This window comes from Synechococcus sp. MIT S9507 (assembly GCF_047304715.1).
GTDB lineage: Bacteria > Cyanobacteriota > Cyanobacteriia > PCC-6307 > Cyanobiaceae > Synechococcus_C.
The window spans coordinates 1,772,103-1,788,498 of record NZ_CP138970.1; the positions used below are offsets into that span (position 1 = coordinate 1,772,103).

At 59.0% G+C, this 16,396-nt stretch carries 18 protein-coding genes; 7 read left to right on the forward strand and 11 right to left on the reverse strand.

Translation table 11 applies throughout. The annotated features are described in order from the left end of the window. The first annotated feature begins 76 nt into the window (after positions 1 to 76). On the forward strand, positions 77 to 1,258 hold the full coding sequence (locus SIB83_RS09290) for a trypsin-like peptidase domain-containing protein (RefSeq protein WP_413745636.1): 1,182 nt from the start codon (positions 77 to 79) through the stop codon (positions 1,256 to 1,258). A 7-nt stretch (positions 1,259 to 1,265) separates the two neighbouring features. On the opposite strand, the gene SIB83_RS09295 is transcribed toward SIB83_RS09290, so the two are convergent. Further along, a complete protein-coding gene (locus SIB83_RS09295) occupies positions 1,266 to 1,457 on the reverse strand; it encodes a hypothetical protein (protein WP_413745637.1) in 192 nt (63 codons plus the stop codon). A gap of 115 nt (positions 1,458 to 1,572) precedes the next feature. After that, a complete protein-coding gene (locus SIB83_RS09300; protein ID WP_413745638.1) occupies positions 1,573 to 3,297 on the reverse strand; it encodes an ABC-F family ATP-binding cassette domain-containing protein in 1,725 nt (574 codons plus the stop codon). 74 nt (positions 3,298 to 3,371) lie between these two features. Between SIB83_RS09300 and SIB83_RS09305 the strand changes: the two genes are divergently transcribed. Next, complete coding sequence (locus SIB83_RS09305) at positions 3,372 to 3,545, forward strand: hypothetical protein (protein WP_413747406.1); 174 nt, start codon at positions 3,372 to 3,374, stop codon at positions 3,543 to 3,545. Here SIB83_RS09305 and SIB83_RS09310 read toward each other — a convergent pair. Both SIB83_RS09310 and SIB83_RS09315 read right to left on the reverse strand, forming a co-directional pair. Further along, positions 3,523 to 3,750, reverse strand: a complete 228-nt coding sequence (locus SIB83_RS09310; RefSeq protein WP_413745639.1) for a hypothetical protein — start codon at positions 3,748 to 3,750, stop codon at positions 3,523 to 3,525. The genes SIB83_RS09305 and SIB83_RS09310 overlap by 23 nt on opposite strands. A 71-nt stretch (positions 3,751 to 3,821) precedes the next feature. After that, positions 3,822 to 4,136, reverse strand: a complete 315-nt coding sequence (locus SIB83_RS09315) for a hypothetical protein (RefSeq protein WP_413405282.1) — start codon at positions 4,134 to 4,136, stop codon at positions 3,822 to 3,824. 141 nt (positions 4,137 to 4,277) lie between these two features. Here SIB83_RS09315 and SIB83_RS09320 point away from each other — a divergent pair, with 141 nt between their 5' ends. After that, entirely contained in the window at positions 4,278 to 4,571 is a 294-nt protein-coding gene (locus tag SIB83_RS09320) for a ribbon-helix-helix domain-containing protein (protein WP_413745640.1), read from the forward strand. A 30-nt stretch (positions 4,572 to 4,601) separates the two neighbouring features. On the opposite strand, the gene SIB83_RS09325 is transcribed toward SIB83_RS09320, so the two are convergent. The 6 genes from SIB83_RS09325 to SIB83_RS09350 are packed head-to-tail and all read right to left on the reverse strand — an operon-like array spanning position 4,602 to position 12,617. Further along, positions 4,602 to 5,756, reverse strand: coding sequence for an anhydro-N-acetylmuramic acid kinase (locus tag SIB83_RS09325; RefSeq protein WP_413405286.1), 1,155 nt, complete (start codon positions 5,754 to 5,756; stop codon positions 4,602 to 4,604). Positions 5,757 to 5,764: 8 nt separating this feature from the next. Beyond that, positions 5,765 to 6,469 carry a potassium channel family protein gene (locus tag SIB83_RS09330; protein ID WP_413745641.1) on the reverse strand — a complete coding sequence of 235 codons (705 nt, stop codon included), beginning with the start codon at positions 6,467 to 6,469 and terminating at the stop codon, positions 5,765 to 5,767. Between the two features lie 24 nt (positions 6,470 to 6,493). Next, complete coding sequence (locus SIB83_RS09335; protein WP_413405290.1) at positions 6,494 to 7,897, reverse strand: TrkH family potassium uptake protein; 1,404 nt, start codon at positions 7,895 to 7,897, stop codon at positions 6,494 to 6,496. 4 nt (positions 7,898 to 7,901) lie between these two features. Next, the gene (locus SIB83_RS09340; protein ID WP_413745642.1) at positions 7,902 to 9,743 is read right to left on the reverse strand and encodes an SLC13 family permease; all 1,842 of its coding nucleotides are present in this window, start codon (positions 9,741 to 9,743) and stop codon (positions 7,902 to 7,904) included. Next, positions 9,736 to 11,448, reverse strand: a complete 1,713-nt coding sequence (gene hflX / locus SIB83_RS09345) for a GTPase HflX (RefSeq protein WP_413745643.1) — start codon at positions 11,446 to 11,448, stop codon at positions 9,736 to 9,738. Before hflX ends, SIB83_RS09340 begins: the two co-directional genes overlap by 8 nt. Beyond that, positions 11,445 to 12,617 carry an NAD(P)/FAD-dependent oxidoreductase gene (locus tag SIB83_RS09350; RefSeq protein WP_413745644.1) on the reverse strand — a complete coding sequence of 391 codons (1,173 nt, stop codon included), beginning with the start codon at positions 12,615 to 12,617 and terminating at the stop codon, positions 11,445 to 11,447. The genes hflX and SIB83_RS09350 overlap by 4 nt, the downstream gene beginning before the upstream one ends. A 68-nt stretch (positions 12,618 to 12,685) precedes the next feature. Here SIB83_RS09350 and SIB83_RS09355 point away from each other — a divergent pair, with 68 nt between their 5' ends. Both SIB83_RS09355 and SIB83_RS09360 read left to right on the forward strand, forming a co-directional pair. Further along, entirely contained in the window at positions 12,686 to 13,459 is a 774-nt protein-coding gene (locus tag SIB83_RS09355) for a phosphoadenylyl-sulfate reductase (RefSeq protein WP_413745645.1), read from the forward strand. Positions 13,460 to 13,461: 2 nt separating this feature from the next. Further along, complete coding sequence (locus SIB83_RS09360; protein WP_413745646.1) at positions 13,462 to 14,190, forward strand: type III pantothenate kinase; 729 nt, start codon at positions 13,462 to 13,464, stop codon at positions 14,188 to 14,190. On the opposite strand, the gene bcp is transcribed toward SIB83_RS09360, so the two are convergent. Next, positions 14,138 to 14,605: a thioredoxin-dependent thiol peroxidase gene (gene bcp, locus SIB83_RS09365; RefSeq protein ID WP_413405302.1), complete on the reverse strand. Its 468-nt coding sequence runs from the start codon at positions 14,603 to 14,605 to the stop codon at positions 14,138 to 14,140. The two genes, SIB83_RS09360 and bcp, sit on opposite strands and share 53 nt — an antisense overlap. Between bcp and SIB83_RS09370 the strand changes: the two genes are divergently transcribed. Both SIB83_RS09370 and SIB83_RS09375 read left to right on the forward strand, forming a co-directional pair. Beyond that, positions 14,604 to 15,272, forward strand: a complete 669-nt coding sequence (locus SIB83_RS09370; RefSeq protein ID WP_413745647.1) for a 4'-phosphopantetheinyl transferase family protein — start codon at positions 14,604 to 14,606, stop codon at positions 15,270 to 15,272. The genes bcp and SIB83_RS09370 overlap by 2 nt on opposite strands. A 434-nt stretch (positions 15,273 to 15,706) precedes the next feature. Further along, positions 15,707 to 16,333, forward strand: a complete 627-nt coding sequence (locus SIB83_RS09375) for an alpha/beta hydrolase (RefSeq protein WP_413745648.1) — start codon at positions 15,707 to 15,709, stop codon at positions 16,331 to 16,333. Positions 16,334 to 16,396 lie beyond the last annotated feature (63 nt).

Consider the following 16,396-nt stretch of genomic DNA (forward strand, 5'->3'; position numbering starts at 1 on the left):
CAGGGGTGCTTCCCCCTGTCCACGGAGGATTGCGCTCATTAACGTCAGATTCTCGAAATTCGTCGATGCCCTCTCCATGGCTGTGGCACCATTCGTTTGTGATTTGAAGTCCGCTCCGGTGATGCATGTTCGCCGCCGGTGTCTGCCTTTGATCGTTGGGCTGTCACTGATCGGCCCTGCCGAGCTGGCCATGCCACTGCGGGAAGGGCATGCCTCAGCGGCGCTCGCAGCTTCCTCCGGTTTGACGGCACAGTCATTTGTCGCCGCGGCTGTGGCCCGAAGCGGTTCCGCTGTGGTCACTCTGGAAACGCAGCGAACCGTGAGAGCCGCCGGTGGCGCAGGATTACCACAGGGACTGTTGATCGATCCCTTCTTTCAGCGATTCTTCGGTTTGCAGGGATCACCGTCTCCACGGGCTCGCGTCGAACGTGGACAGGGCAGCGGTGTGATCTTCGATGCCCAGGGTCTGGTCCTGACCAATGCGCACGTGGTTGAGAATATGGATCGGGTGATGGTGGGTCTGCCTGACGGCAGACGAGTGTCCGGCGAAGTTGTTGGTCAGGACACGGTGACTGACCTCGCGGTCGTGAAGCTCAAGGGGGGCGGCCTCTGGCCAACGGCCTCCCTCGGTAATTCGGATCGGTTGCGAGTAGGTGACTGGGCCATCGCTGTCGGCAATCCTTTCGGATTGGAGAACACCGTGACGCTCGGCATTGTGAGCAACCTCAACCGCAACGTGTCCCAGCTCGGAATCCAGGGCAAACGTCTTGATCTGATTCAGACCGACGCCGCCATCAATCCGGGGAACTCAGGTGGTCCGCTTCTCAATGCCGCCGGTGAGGTGGTGGGGATCAACACACTGGTGCGTTCGGGTCCCGGCGCCGGTCTGGGATTTGCGATCCCGATCAACAGGGCGAGAACCATCGCCGAGCAGCTTGTGACTCAGGGCAGGGCCAGTCATCCGATGGTCGGTATCGGTCTCTCGACAGTGCCTGCGCCAACGCCTGGAGGCACTGCCCCTCGAGGTGCGGTTGTCCGCTCGGTGATGCCTGGAGGCCCAGGTGCCCTCGCCGGCCTTCAGGTGAACGATGTCATTGTTTCAGTGGCAGGAAAGCCCGTTCGGAATCCTGCTGAAGTGGTCACTGCCATCGATCGCAGTGCTGTTGGTCAGGAACTGATCCTCAGCGTGAAACGGCAGGGACAGCAAATTCCAGTCACGGTGAGACCGGTTGAAATGAGTGCTTTGAAAACGCCCTGATCAACTGTCAAGAATCATCCGAATCCTTGAGTTGCTCCACGCAACGTGTGATGCATTCCCCATCATCCAGGGAGCAGGTGGTGATGCACTCGAAGTAGGTTTCAACGGCATCCCATGTCTGTTCGTGTTCGCCTGTTTGATTGGGGCTTGATCCGTTGACTTCACTGAATCCGGCTGGCTGAGTTTCTGTGTTTCTCATCAAGTGCCGAGATCAGTGATGTCAGCTTATGCACACGTTCACAGCGGGTAAAGGGAAATAAGTCTTCCTGCCTAACGGTTCATGAAGTTTCGTCTTCCATGCCGTCAGGTTGGATTCAAGCAGCACTTTTACGTTTCGCGTCCCGCTCTTTCTGCTTCTCGCGTTTGGCCTTTCTCTTTGCGTCCTGTTGCGCCTGTCGGAGGGCGGCTTCGGCGGCTTGTTTCTCTTCGGCTTTCTTTTCAACGTAGTAGGAATAATCCCCTCGGTAGAGCACAAGTTCGCCATCGCGAAGTTCGACGATGCGGTTGGCGACACGTGAGATGAAGTAACGGTCGTGAGACACAAGCAGAGCTGCTCCCTCGTAGGCGCAAAGAGCGTCTTCCAGCATCTGTTTTGCGGGGATGTCGAGATGATTGGTGGGCTCGTCCAACACCAGGAGATTGCAAGGTGTGAGCAGCATCAGAGCCAATGCGAGCCGAGCCTTTTCGCCACCGCTGAGCTTGCCGACCTCCTTGAAGACTGTGTCATTGCTGAAGCAGAAGCTTCCCAGCAGCGAGCGCACCTGGGTCTGTGTCCAGTCAGGGACTGCTTCAAACATGGTGTCGATCACGGTTTTGCTCAGATCGAGAGCTTCCGCCTGGTTCTGTTCGAAATAACGCGCGATCACGTTGTGTTCACCCAGGCGAGCCGAGCCTTCGTCCGGTGACTCAATGCCCATGATCAGCCGTAGAAGCGTGGACTTTCCAGCTCCATTCGGCCCGACAAAAGCAATTCGATCTCCCCGTTCCACTTCCAGTTCCGCTCCAAGAAAGAGGATCTGATCGCCGTAACTGTGAGTGAGGTTTTCCATCAGAGCAACCTGAGCACCGGAGCGGGGTGCTTCAGGGAAACGGAAACTCGGCCCGGCGACGCTTTCGATCGGAGCGTCGACCAGTTCCACCTTCTCCAGCTGCTTCTCCCGGCTCTTGGCCTGGGTGCTTCGTGTGGCACTGGCCCTGAATCGGTCGATATAGGCCTGCTGACTGGCGATCTCTTTCTGCTGACGCTCGAAGGCCGCCTGCGTCGCTTCCTGCTCCAGCCTCTTTTGTTCGAGATGTGCCGTGTAGTTGCCGAGATAACTTCTGGAAATACCCCTTTCAGTGGACACGATCTGGTTGCAGACGCGATCGAGAAAGGTTCGATCGTGACTGATCACCACAAGTGCTGCCGTCTGCTCCTGCAGATAACCCTCGAGCCATTGAATGGTTTCCACATCAAGATGGTTGGTCGGCTCGTCGAGCAGCAACAGATCCGGGTCCTGCAGAAGAATCTTTCCAAGCGCGATGCGCATCTGCCATCCGCCTGAATAGTCCCCAACAAGGCACTCCGCACTGTCCGAAGTGAAGCCGATGGTGGGTAGCAGCTTGTCAATGCGCGCGTCCAGTTCATAGCCGTGCAGGGCCTCGAACCGGTTCTGCAGTTGTCCCAGCTCGTGAATCAGCTTGTCAAGGTGGTCCGGATCTTCAGCTGCGCGGTCAGAGCTCATTGCATCCTCCACTTCGCGCTGACGGTTAAGCACCGTGGCAGCTTCCCCGAAGGCCTGAAAGAGCTCCTGTCGAACTGAACGGCCAGGGTCCACATCAAACTCCTGCTGCAGGAAAGCGATGCGAGGTTCCCCCTGGCGGACAACCGAGCCGCTGGTCGGGTCTTCGTGGCCGGCGATCAGTCGCATCTGAGTGGATTTGCCGGCGCCGTTGACACCGACCAGGCCAATGCGATCCCCAGGTTTGATCTCCCAGGTAACGTCCCTGAGCACTTCCCCTGTGGGATAGATCTTGCTGACGTGCTCAAGTCGCAGCACCGGCCAAGACGCGGAGAAACTCCATCATCTCGCGTCGGGGTGTGGGCAGACTGTGTTGACAGAGAGAAGCTGCGTTGATGCGAAGGCTGGAGCAGGTCGCCGCCCTGGTGGTGGCCGCAGGGCTGGCTCTGGTGAGTTACTGGTTGTTCTTCAGCTGGGCCGGAGGAGGTGGCAGCAGGGAACGTCAGCCTGTGCCGACTTCACCCACTAAGTCCAGCCAAATGATCAAAGACCGCCCCTCGCTTTGATCAGCCACTGTTTGCTGAGTTCGTCATCCAGACCATTGATGTATGTCTTGACCTCGCTTTCTGTCACTGGAAGGTTCATCTTCTCTCCCATCTGACAGATGGCCTGAATGGCTCCATCTGGGTTCTGTAAAGCCTGTCTGAACAGGGCACGTGTCAGATCCCGGTCCTGTTCGATCTTCGCGTACAGCTCTGCTGCATTGCTCATGACGCACCGACATCTGTGCAAACCCTATCCATGCCTTCGTCGCGTGCCCATGGGCTCTCTGCTTCTGTTTTTTAGGCGGCCTGGTCGAGATCGGCTTCCTTGAGGCCTGATGCCGAGGCGTCCTGCATGCTGCGAGCATCCATGCAGAGAACTTTGCGCAGCTGGGCATAGTTGGCTGCCTGGGACATCCTCCCCTCCTGGACTGCGCCGTATTCGGCTCGCTGCAGCACATGGTGCAGGTGGGTCAGCAGATAGGAGCTGATCACAGCCGACACGAGCACGTCGCTGTTTTCAGCGGCACGTCTGGATCGACGTGAAGCTGCAGCCCTGCGGTTACGTGGGGCTGCCGGGCGTGTGCTGGAGGCCTGGCTGGTTGTACGGGGCATGGCAGTCCTGGCGGAATCGTTGATGAGCAGTCCTGGGGTGATGAGCCGAGCGTCTGGAAATGATTCGATGAGCACATCATAGTGCTGGATACTACCCTTGCGCATCTCTGTACACTTTTAGGTACCTCTGCCTCATGGTTCGTGGCGACCCGCCAAACCTCATCCAGCGGGAAGCCGAAATCGCCGCGGATTCAGGTGGTCTTGCCTGAAGAGCTCTGTCATCGGCTTACGGCCTTGGCCGAACAGGAGTGCAGAACCGTCAGCAACATGGCCAAGGTTTTGATTCAGCAAGGCGTCCAGCGCCTGGAACAGACCGGTTCCTCAATGGCGCCAGCTCCTACTTCTACTGAGCGACTGCGCTCAGCACTGGAGGCTCAGCAGCCTCGTCGACTCCGGGGAGCTCCCAGGAGATTGAGACTGCATCGTCCAGGCTGATCCTTTCGATTGGGACTTGGCTGAGACTGTTTAAGCCGGTTCGGCACGAACTCCAAGAACACAGCTGTGTTCAGCCCCTGTGATTGAGGGTGCATTGCCGGGATGCCGGCGGTGATGCCACCAGGCCAGCAGTGCAAACACCAGAGCTTCGCGCGACTCGCAGGGAAGATTCAGGTTGTCGCTGGGGAGCACTCTCAGGCCAAGGCAACGCGACTGCAGTTCCCGCATCAGAGTTTTGTTGCGTCGGCCTCCTCCCGCCACCACCATTTCCACCGGCAGTGGAAGGTTGAAATGGCTTAGCTGCTGCAGATCCCTCGCCACCACAGCGGCTGTGAAAGCTGTGAGTGTGGCCATCTGGTCTTCGCGGCAGGCCGGTTGAAGTTCACTGAGTCTCCGTTCCAGATCCTTTCGCCCAAACAACTCCCGTCCGGTTGACTTCGGTGCTCTCTGGAGGAAATAAGGCTCACGCAGCCAGTTCGCCAGAGGCTCATCCATCACCCGCCCAAGTTCCGCCATACGTCCGTCCCTGTCGCAGCGCTCCCGCCCATCGCTGAAAGCTTCCATCGCCAGGTCGATCAGGCTGTTGGCTGGGCCGCAGTCCCAGCCGAGCACAGGTCGCTTCCGATCGGGCCCCCGCGATGGGGGAATCAACGTGATGTTGGCGATGCCTCCAAGGTTCAGCAGAGCGCGCCAGCCGTCGATCCTGCCCATGAGAGCAGCATCCGCCATGGGCACCAGAGGTGCCCCCTGACCTCCCAGTGCGAGGTCGGCGGCACGGAAATCGTGAATGACAGGTCGCTCCAGCATCTGTGCGAGCAGAGGCCCCTGAAGCATCTGCCAGCTGCACCCACGTCGGAGCCTTCCTGTTGCGTCGCTTTCAGGAGGGCGGTGCCAGATCGTCTGACCGTGACAGCCGACGAGGCTGGCTGAACGATCAGGGTCACAGGCTTCTGCAGCGTCTGCCTGCTGTTCCGTGATCGCTTCAGCGAGTTCCAGAATGGCCGCTGCAGGCGTGGCCTCCCCCTGGGCCATCGCGAGCATTCGCCTGCGCAGGTCTGAGGGATAAGGGCATGAGACGTTGTGGATCAGGCTCCAGCGTGGGGTTGTCGATGGCCCGCTGAACTCAGCAAGAACCGCATCCACTCCATCGGCGCTTGTGCCGCTCATCAACCCGAGAACGCGCATGATTCCGCTCAGGTCTTGGGAAGGTTCTGAAGGTCATCGGTCAAGCCCATCACCACAAGAACGTGGCCTTCATTCAGAACGTGTGATGCGGGTGGATTGACCATCAGGTCTGCAGCGGGTCCCGCTGCCAGCACATTGACCCGGTAGTTCTTGCGCAGATTGAGATCGCGCAGTGATAGACCCACAAAGCGCTCCGGCACCTTGATCTCCTCGATCGAATTGAGCTCGTCAAGCTCCAGTCGTTCCATCAGATTGGGGCGAACCAGCTCAAGACCAAGTCGCTCTCCCTGCATCCGCGAGGGAAACACCACGCGGTCGGCACCAACACGTTTCAGCATCTTCTCGTGCAGATCGCTCGTCGCGCGCGCAATCACCCGACGCACGCGAGTGCCCTCGCTGTCTTTGGCAATCAGGGTGGCTGTGATGCTGGCTTCGATCGGTTCGCTGATGGCCACGACAACGGTGTCCATGTCGAGGATTCCGGCTTCCCTGAGTGATTCCTCGTCGGTGCAGTCCAGAACCCTTGCTTCGATGGAGGGCTCAAGCTGCCTGAGCTCCTCGATCGCTTTCGAGGAACGATCCACGGCAAGCACGTCAGCGCCGCTCTGCATCAGCTGGCGGCAAACAGCACTGCCAAAGCGACCCACGCCCACGATTCCGAAGCTGCGGGGGTCGCCGTCTTCAGCAGGCGACCAGTGCCACCACTCCCTCATGCCATCAGTCCCATCGAGCTTCGTTCAGACATAGAGATCCTCACGGGGATAACCGATCCGATTCTGGCGCTGCAGCTGGTTGCGGTCGAAGCTCTCCCAGATGGCACTCAGCAGCAGCAGTATTCCAAGACGGCCAACAAACATTCCCACCACCAGAATCAGTTGCCCGAACCGCCCCAGATGTTCGGTCACGCCGAGGTCCATTCCCACGGTCGCGAAGGCCGAGATGCAGGTGAACAGAAGTTCCAGGAAGGTGACCGGATCTTCGCTGTTCTGATTGATGGTGAGGGCCAGGAGCAGCGCCATCACGAGCACAAACATCAAAGAGGCCATCACGATGCTTACGGCCCTCAGCACGACCTTGTCTGAAATCTGACGGTGACGGATGACGACATCGTCCTGACCGCGAAGTGTGGATCGGGTGGCTGCCATCAGTGCTGCAACCGTGGTTGTTTTGATGCCCCCTCCAGTCCCTCCTGGGCTGGCGCCGATGAACATCAGGGCCATCAGCAGTAACAACCCTGAGTCGGAAACACTGTGCTCAGAGAGCGGAACTGTGGTGAAGCCGGCTGTTCTGGCGCTCACTGATTCGAACAAGGCGCTCATCAGTCGTTCTGGCCACCCCATTGTCGTGAGGATGTGCCCCTTGGATAAGGATTCGGTCAGCAGCAGTCCGAAGGTCCCGATCAGGATGAGGAGAATGGATGTTCTCAGCACCAGGCGTGTGTGAAGACTGAGATTGCGGCGCTTGAGACGTTGCCGATTGCTCCAGAGATCACTGGTCACACGCCAGCCGAGTCCTCCCAGAACGATCAGCAGCATGATCACAGCATTCACCACCCGATTCGTCCGGTAGCTCTCAAGGCTGTCGTTCCAGAGGCCGAATCCAGCGTTGTTGTAGGCCGAGATGCTGTGAAACAGCGCTGCCCAAAGCCTTTCTCCACCAGCAGGAAGATCTGAAAAGCCGTAGGTGTAGAGAACAACAGCTCCGATGACGATCAGTACTGCAGCAGTGAGGGCGATGCTTCTGAACGTGCCTCCGACCCCACCCACCCCGAACTGATCAAGGGCCTGGCCACGGTCCAGACGACGCTTCAGTGAGGCTCCACGCACCACGAATCCCTGAAGGAAAGTCGTGATCGCCATCAGGCCGAGACCTCCCACCAGGATCATGAATGCCAGAACGGCCTGACCAACGATGGTGAGATCCCGACCGACGTCGATCACGGTCAGGCCTGTCACGGTGACCGCTGACGTGGCTGTGAACAGCGCTTCCCAGAGCCCGACACTCTTGCTGGAGCAGAGCGGGCTGGACAGCAGCACTGTCCCGATGGTGATCACCAGCAATCCCGTCACGACCGTGAACTGGGGCACGGTGAGGCGTCTGTACCAAGCCTGAGTGCGATGAATGGCCCGAGGGAGTGCCATGTGCTCAGCCCCCTCCAGACTGGGCAAGGATCAGTCCTGGAACCAGGAAGGTCATCAACACTGTGAGACCGGCTCCGTAGCGAGCCACATCGAAAAAGCGGTAACGGCCTGGTCCGAACACCATCAGGTTGGTCTGATATCCCATGGGAGTCAGGAACGATTGACTGGCTCCGAACAGCACGGTCAGCAACAGAGCCTGGGGTGGGACGCTCAGAGAAGGCGCCAGCTGGGTGGCCACAGGGATCAGCAGAGCGACCGATGCGGCGTTGCTCATCACGCTGGTGATCAGGTTGGTCGCCAGAAAAATCACCAGGAGACCCCAGTAAGGAGGACAGTTCAGCAGGGTTCGCTCCATTGCGGATGCCATGGCGTCGGCCAGTCCGCTGGTCTGAAGAGCCACACTGAAGCTGGAAAGAGATCCGAGCAGAAGAATCACGTCCAGCCTGATCGAGCGTTGGACTTCTCCCGTTCTCAGGCATCCGGTCAGGACCAGCAGCACTACCGCCAGAAGCACCGCTGCGACCAGCGGAACGTCGGTGAGCGTGGGCACCAAGAGCATCAGCGCCGTGATCGTGACGGCTTGAGGCTTGCGCCGAACGGTGGGCAGATCGTTCTCAAGCTGGTCAAGTACAAGCAGATCATTACTGGCCTGAAGCCCCCTGATGGCATCCAGCGGAGCTTGGAGCAACAGAACATCGCCCTCACGCAGCACGGCCTGACCGAGTCGTTCCTGAACCGTCTGCTGACCTCGGCGGAGTGCAAGCACCGTTGCGTTGTGTCGTTGCCGAAAGCGCAGTTCCCGCAGGCTGGCACCGGCCAGCGTGGATCCAGCTGGCAGCAGCACTTCCACCGTTTTCTGACCGACGACCCCTTCGCCGGCGGCTTGTTCGGTGTTGACAACGGCGAGCTGATCCGTGGAAGCCTCACTGGCTGAGGCGAGCTGAATGGTGTGGTCCTGTTGCAGACGAAGCAGATCTGTGCGGGTGACCCTCAGCAGCAGGCGATCCTCGGCTTCGATGCAACGATCGGCCAGTGGAGGAAGGATTCGTTCCCCACCTCTCTGAAGTTCGAGAACGTCCACATCAAAGCGACGTTGCAGCCGGCTGTGCCGGAGTGTCTGTCCGATCAGGGAGGACGAGCTTGGGATGGTCACTTCTGTGAAGTACCCAGTCAGTGACTGATTGCTGCTGAGCTGGTCATCGGTTGTCTTCCTGTCCGGAAGCAACGCGCGAGGCGCCAACAGCATGTAGCTCGCTCCGGCCAGCCACACCGGCACTCCGATAGCGCTGAAACTGAAGAGATCCAGAGACCCGAAGCCAAGTTGCTGGCTGATGTCACTGGCCAGCAGATTCACAGAGCTGCCGAGCAGCGTGAGTGTTCCCCCGAGCAGTGTGGCGAATGAAAGAGGAAGCAGCACCCTTGATGGCGCGATCCCTCGCTTCTGGCACCAGCTTTCAAGCACCGGCAGCAGGCTGGCGACGATCGGGGTGTTGGGCACCACCCCGGAGATCGGTGCCACCACAAGGCCCAGCAACCCGACTATGCGCCTGGGACTGTTAATGCGTTCGGACGCAATCAGTTCCCGCAGTCGATCAAGTGCGCCGCTGCGGAACAGGGCTGCGGAAACGGCGAACAAACCCATCAGAGTGATAAGTGCCGGGCTTCCGAACCCGCTCAGGGCCTGCATTGGGGTCAGCACTCCTCCGATCATCAGCAGGGACACACTGAGCAGCCCCACCAGCTCGGGTGCCATTGCGCCGTTGATGAACAGCACCACCGCAAGCATCAGCACTGCAAGAGTGATCTGAGCGTCTCCGTTCTGCAGAGCGGCAACGAGCTCAACCATTGGGGGGCGCGCCTGTCGGCTCCGGAAGGGGTGGGCTGACTGCTTCTGGTGTGGACTCCCAGAACGTCTGTTCCAGCCATGATCGCAGACCCTTCAGGCCTGTCCCAAGGGTGGCGGAGACATACAGGGCTTCAGGCTCCAGTTCACGGATCCGTTCCAGGGCTCCTGCGAGGCATCGGTCGATCTGGTTCGCCACCACCTGTCTTGGCTGTTCACAGCCAAGACCATCGAGGATTGAGTGAACGGCCTTGAGCTGGCCCTGCCAGTCGGGATCTCCGAGATCCACCACCAGCAGCAGCTGGTTCGCATTGCGCGTTTCCTCCAATGTGGCCATGAAGGCCTGCATCAGAGGGGCCGGCAGTTCACGGATGAATCCCACTGTGTCGGTGATCAACAGCTCGCGGGGTGCGGCGCCGGCCCTCGGCAGGCAGAGTCGACGTGTGGTGGGATCGAGGGTCGCAAACAGAATGTTTTCTGCCTGCACAGCTCCTCCCGGCGTGCGATCACAGAGCGCATTGAGCAGTGATGACTTGCCGGCATTCGTGTAGCCGACAAGCGCGACACCGGGAATGTCCTGGCGTCGCTCCCTTAGCCGGGCTCGGTGTGCTCCCAGCTGGCCCAATTCCCTGTCCAGGTGGTCGATGCGTCTGCTGATGGCACGCCTGTCTTTCTCAAGCTGGGTTTCACCTGGTCCGCGGGTGCCAATGCCACCCCCCTGCCGAGACAGGCTCAATCCGCGCCCCGCAAGCCTCGGCAGTCTGTAGCGAAGCAGGGCCAGTTCGACCTGAAGGCGTCCAGCAGCACTGGAGGCTCTCTGGGCAAAGATGTCGAGGATCAGCTCACTCCGATCCATCACCGGGCAGTCCAGCAGTCTCTCCAGGTTTCTCGCCTGAACAGGTGTCAGTTCTCTGTCGGTGATGACCAGCGTTGCACCGTGCTTGCGGATGTCCAAGGCCGCTTCCTGCAGCTTGCCGGTGCCCCAGAGTGTCTGAGGATTGATCTGTCCCTGACGCTGTCGGCAGACGGCAACCGTTCTGGCACCGGCACTGCGCGTCAGTCCTTCAAGTTCGGCCAGTTCACGCTCGTTCCTTGCCTGGTCTGTGCCGGTGAGAGTGAGCAGCAGCACCTGCTCCACTGTTGTGGGGTGCTGCTGCATTGCCTCAAAAGGTTCGCCAACCGGATCGGCATGGCTTCCATGGCTTTGGCAGCTGCACAACATCGGCAGATCGCCAGTTTCACTGCAGGTCCAGCCGCAGTCCGCCATGGGCTCTGGAACCCAAAGTGACCCGCTGCGAGTTCCACCTCGAGAGGTCACGGCCTGGTAGCGCAGCCATGACTCGGGCTGAACATCCAGGGCGATCACCGCATCGCGGCCATCCGGCACCAGATCCGGTGAACGGCGTCCATGCAATGCGCTGATCAGGCGCCATTCCCTTGAACGGCGCCTGGAGCCGCCTGGAAGATGACGGTCCAGTCGATCGGATTCTCCGAGTGGCCCAATCCAGAGCAGGCGGCAGACACCGCGGTTGTCGATCAGCAGATGCAGCGTTTCCTCAAGTTTCAAAGCCAGTTCGGCAAGCCGTTCCAGCGTGAAAATGTCAGCACCGGAATCATCGGGGTGGCGACGGTGGCTGAGGCGCTCCAGCTGCTTGAGCTGCGATGGACGCAGTCCCCTGGTTCTCCCTGCCAGATGAGCCTGTCTCAAGGACTGATCAGCCAGGCTCCGGCTGCACGAAGACCAAGCGAGAGCCCAGGAAGTCGCGTCAGGTAGGTGAGCCTGCGCAGCTTGAAAGCCAGAGGGCCCGCCAGGGTCAGTCCCAGACCGGTGACGGTGGCATCGCCCACACCAAGGCTGAGCATTTCGCCGAGATCCTTGAAGGAAAAAGCACTGTCATCCTCGTTCCGGAGCTTCGCCTGCAGTCCTCTGGCAGCAAACTGCCCCTGCTGAATTGCTGCCTGCGCGGAATGAGGCCAGCTGTTCAGCTCATCCCGATCGGGATCAACAGCGATGTCACCAAGCACGAGAACATCCGGATAGGCCGGCAGACGCAGCCCCTCTGTCACGGGCACCCGTCCTCTGTGGAGCTCCATGCTCGGGGAGAGATCAGGAAGCGTGGGGCGGCTGCCCGCAGTCCAGACCAGTCCGTCATGGAGCAACTCACGGGTGCCCTCTTGTCCGCTCAGCGTTACGGATGTTGCTGAAACCGACTCAACTCTGGTGTTGAGCTGGATGGTGACCCCCCGTTTGTGCAGTGCTTTTTCGGCCTGCTCCCTGTTGAAGGCTTTGGATCTCGGCAGGATCTGATTGCCCAGCTCAATGAGTTGCACACTGGCAGCCCCATTGAGAATGTCCACGACCTTGCACGCCAGTTCGACCCCTGTGGCGCCGGCGCCGGCAATGATCAGTGATCCTGTGCCGGATGGTCGCCGTCGCAGCTGCTGGAGTTTTTCCTGAAGAGGTTGCAGATCGGTCAGCGTGTGGAATTGCAGTGCGTTCTCGCGCACTCCCGGAATCCCGAAATCGTCGGGTTGAGCACCTGTGGCCATCACCAGCTGGCTGTAGTGCAGCGATTGTCCAGAGGCAGTGGTGACGCTTCTGGAATCCAGGTCGATGGAACTCACTCGATCCTGCAGATGACTGATCCCACGCCCCTGGAGAAGGGACGCATAATCAGGAGCAACCTCCCATCCCTTGAGCTCTCCGCTCATCAGCTCGTAAAGCAGAGGCACGAACACGAAGCGGTCACGGGGTTCGATCAGCACGACCGCTGGTCGAGGATGCAGACGACTGAACTCGAGTGCTGTTGTTAATCCGGCGAATCCACCGCCGATCACCACAATCGGTTTCACTTGACCGGTTGCAGAAGAAGCCAAGGCATTCTGTTGAGCGTGTTGAAACCATAGGCAGACCTGTGGTCACCTCGGCATTGGAGGATGGGTGCATGAGCCAGAGCACCACAGACATGATCAGCACCGCTGATGGTGTGAATTCGGGGACGGCGTCTGACGGGCTTGAAACCATGCGAGCAGAGTTGGATCCGATGAATCCTCTGCAACGTCTGCAGTGGGCGCTGAATCGATTCGGTGGCGGTTTCGCGGTCACAACCAGTTTCGGCATCCAATCGTCGGTGCTGCTGCACATGCTCAGCTGCCTCTCCGGAGCGGAGAACGTGCCTGTGATCTGGGTTGATACGGGATATCTGCCTGCGGAGACCTACCGCTACGCCACCACTCTCTGTGAACGACTGGGTCATGAGCTCGTGGTGGCGCAGTCCTCCATGTCTCCCGCCCGTATGGAGGCACTGCACGGCAAGCTCTGGGAGACCGGCAGAGAGCAGGACCTGGATCTGTATCTGCAGCTACGCAAGGTGGAGCCGCTCGAGGTCGCGCTCACCGAACGGGGAGTGTCGTGCTGGGCCAGTGGAGTCCGGCACGGCCAGACCGAACTGCGCAAGACCATGACTGTGATTGATCCGATCCGCGATCGCCTGTCTCTGCGCCCTTTGTTGAGCTGGACCAAGCGAGATGTTTTCTATTACATGCAGGAGCATGATCTGCCGCAGCATCCTCTTTTTGATCAGGGCTACTCCACAGTCGGAGACTGGCATTCCAGTGCGCCTGACGGTCTTGAGTCCGATGGCCGCAGCACTCGCTTCGGCGGCCAGCGTCAGGAGTGCGGAATCCATGTGCCTGGAGTCATGGGCGATGGCATCTGACCATGCGGTCTGAGCAGCGCTGTCTGCTGATTGGAAACAGTCGCTGGCACTGGGCTGAGCGATCCCGGAGCGGCTCATGGAGCTACAGCCACTCCCAGCCGGAGCCTTCACTGCTGACTGATTCTGCTTCGCTGTGTTCTTGGGCGGCTGTAGGACGCGTGCCTGACGATTCGGTCCTCAGCCCAGACAGCCGTCTCTGCCTTGATGCAATTCCGCTCAGGGATATGCCGCCATGGCTTGGCATTGACAGGGCGCTGGCGGCATGGGGTGCCTGGGATCTATCTGCAGGAACTGGTCCGCTGATGGTTGTTGATGCAGGAACCGTTCTCAGCCTCACGCGCGTGACAGGCGATGGCGGATTCCATGGTGGCTGGCTTGCTGCCGGATTCAGGCTGCAGTTGCTGGCTATGGCAGAAGGAACCGAAGCGCTGTCAGTTCCTGACGAATGGAATGAGGACCTCTGCGATGGGATGTCATTCCCAAGAACTCCATGTTCGGCGATGCGCCGGGGCGTGCTCGAAAGTCTCGCCGGTCTGATCGTCAGAGCTCAGGAACTCGATCCCTCTTCGCTCTGGCTGTGCGGGGGTGATGCTCCTTTACTAGTGCAATCTTTACGAAATCAGGGGCTTGCTCTGAATCATGCCCCTGATCTTGTAATGCAGACGATGGTCAAGCTGGTCAGCCCAGTCCAAGATCGCTCAGCACTTGATCAGCCATTGAATCGGCTTTGACCTTTCTGTAGATCAGTTCAAGCTTTCCCTCCGCATCCACCACAAAGGTGTGACGCATCATTCCCATGAACTCACGACCCATGAATTTCTTCAGGCCATAGCTCTCATAGCTGCTGGCCACTGCGCAGGGCTCCGCGTCGGTCAGCAGGGTGAAGGGAAGCTCCTGTTTGGCGATGAAGCGCGCATGGGATGCGGCGTTGTCTTTGCTGATGCCCAGCACCTTGATGCCATGGGCCTTGAGGTCGCTCCAGCGGTCGCGGAAATTGCACGCTTCCTTTGTGCAGCCGGGAGTCGCGTCTTTCGGATAGAAATAGATCACCACGCGTTGTCCTTTCAGAGACGAAAGTGTGATGGGCGTGCCGTTTTCATCGGGAAGTGTGAAGTCAGGGGCGGGATCGCCGATCTGCAGAGTCATGAGTAGCCGCACTGTCGGCGGAAGCGTAACCGCGTTGTGGATGCAGCAGATCAGGCCTGATGCTCCGACTGAAGTGCTTGCGGTGAGCCAGCAGGAGCGTGACTGGGCCTCAGGAATTCCAGGGACCCGTGCCCAGCTGTTCCTGGCATCGCGAAGCTGGATGCGAAATTGTCTGGCCACGCTGCATGGCTCTTCACCTCTCCAGGTGCCGTTGCAGGCACCTCCATCTGCGCCACCGCGTCTTCGCGACGGGTGGGGATATGTAAGTCTCAGTCATTGCGCTGATGCTTGTCTGTTGGGTTGGTCTCAGCAACCCATCGGTGTGGATCTGGAGCGTGGGGACAGGAAACTTCAGGCTGCAAAGGCCTTGGTGCGCCGATTCTTCACTGAGTCTGAGCAGAGTGAGTTGATTGAATTGGAAGGGGATCAGCTGCGACAACAGGTTCTTGATCGATGGCTGGTCAAGGAGGCTGCAATCAAGTGGCAGCAAGGCTCCATCGCAGAAGACCTGGGTTTCTGGGAGGTGAGCTCCACACTTCGCAGTGCCATGCATCGCAATCTTGATCTGGAGGTTGCTGCTCAGTTGAGATCTCAGGGGGCATGGCGCTTTGGAGTTGTCGTCTCCAAAAAGATTTTTCTGCAGAACTGTCTTCTCTGCATTGCGTGAACAGTCGTTTTTTCGAAACCCCCACCGCTTGTTTTCGCTGTCATCCACCCTCCCGGAAGTACAGGCTTGAGCACAGCCCAAGTATCAGGAGTATCTGGATCGTGGTCAGTGTCAACTTCAGGTCTGACTGTTTGAGCTTCTGCTGCTGGATGCAACCTGAAACAGCATCAGTTTCCTGATAAGGCGATTGACTCGTTCAAATCAGATAACTTTGGATTCAAGTGAAACCGATGCTTCTCGGGACGGACTTCACGTAACGCGCGAATCAATCGAGACGCTTCACTCCGAGATCCATGCATCCATTGAGATTCATGAGTCTTGTTTGAGTGGTCCTTTTGAGGCGAATTTGTCCTCATTTGCGTTTTTAGCCCCCGTTTTGTTGGCAACTCTTTTTCCTACGGATATGATTAAAAAGACGTCTTTTCTCGCCGTCCGTGTTCACCCGTTTTGCAGCCGGCGCTCTCGCCGCCGCTTCCATTTCCACTCTGGCTGTCGCCGCTGAAGCTGGCACCAAGCGCCCTGTGCGCTGGGTGTCCGGTGGCGCTGTCTGGACCACCAAAGCATCAGCTTTCGCCAAGTTCTTCAACGATGGCGAAATCACTGACCGTGCTCTTCAAGCAGGTATCAACAACTCCGGTTGGACTGCTGAAGAAATTCAAGAGGGCATGACCAAGACCTACGACGTGGATCTTGTTGGTGTGTCTCGCTTCCTGTACTCCGCCGATGGCGTGGCGTTTCTGGATGACCAGACCCGCAGCTACTTCCCCTACTGGCAGAAGAAGAAGACTGCAGTGGTAGCCCTTCGCTCCGCCATCATTCTCGATGCTGCTGATGGAGAAATTTCCTCCGCAGGCATCATGAGAGAGCTTCCCGTCGACTTCCGTCTGAACGACAACGGCCTTTCTGATGGCGCTCAGAACGTCTGTAAGGAAGGTCTTGACGAGCCTCAGTCCACTTCACTGCTGTCCTGGTACGTGTTCCTGCCCGCATGTGTGCAGGCCAATCAGATTCTCCCCGCTGAGGAGCCAGCACCTGCAGCTCCCGTTCGCGGCCTCTGGTGATCGCTGGAAACCCTTCCGGTTTCTTCAAATGCGTCTTGCAAGCTCCGGCACTGCCGGAGCTTT

Bases quoted from the DNA above. Each gene is read 5' to 3' on its own strand.
- SIB83_RS09295 (WP_413745637.1), bottom strand. From the start codon at position 1,457: ATGAGAAACACAGAAACTCAGCCAGCCGGATTCAGTGAAGTCAACGGA.
- SIB83_RS09335 (WP_413405290.1), bottom strand. From the start codon at position 7,897: ATGGCACTCCCTCGGGCCATTCATCGCACTCAGGCTTGGTACAGACGC.
- SIB83_RS09340 (WP_413745642.1), bottom strand. From the start codon at position 9,743: ATGGTTGAGCTCGTTGCCGCTCTGCAGAACGGAGACGCTCAGATCACT.
- SIB83_RS09310 (WP_413745639.1), bottom strand. From the start codon at position 3,750: ATGAGCAATGCAGCAGAGCTGTACGCGAAGATCGAACAGGACCGGGAT.
- SIB83_RS09290 (WP_413745636.1), top strand. From the start codon at position 77: ATGGCTGTGGCACCATTCGTTTGTGATTTGAAGTCCGCTCCGGTGATG.
- SIB83_RS09360 (WP_413745646.1), top strand. From the start codon at position 13,462: ATGCGGTCTGAGCAGCGCTGTCTGCTGATTGGAAACAGTCGCTGGCAC.
- SIB83_RS09325 (WP_413405286.1), bottom strand. From the start codon at position 5,756: ATGCGCGTTCTCGGGTTGATGAGCGGCACAAGCGCCGATGGAGTGGAT.
- SIB83_RS09330 (WP_413745641.1), bottom strand. From the start codon at position 6,469: ATGAGGGAGTGGTGGCACTGGTCGCCTGCTGAAGACGGCGACCCCCGC.
- SIB83_RS09315 (WP_413405282.1), bottom strand. From the start codon at position 4,136: ATGCCCCGTACAACCAGCCAGGCCTCCAGCACACGCCCGGCAGCCCCA.
- SIB83_RS09355 (WP_413745645.1), top strand. From the start codon at position 12,686: ATGAGCCAGAGCACCACAGACATGATCAGCACCGCTGATGGTGTGAAT.
- bcp (WP_413405302.1), bottom strand. From the start codon at position 14,605: ATGACTCTGCAGATCGGCGATCCCGCCCCTGACTTCACACTTCCCGAT.
- SIB83_RS09370 (WP_413745647.1), top strand. From the start codon at position 14,604: ATGAGTAGCCGCACTGTCGGCGGAAGCGTAACCGCGTTGTGGATGCAG.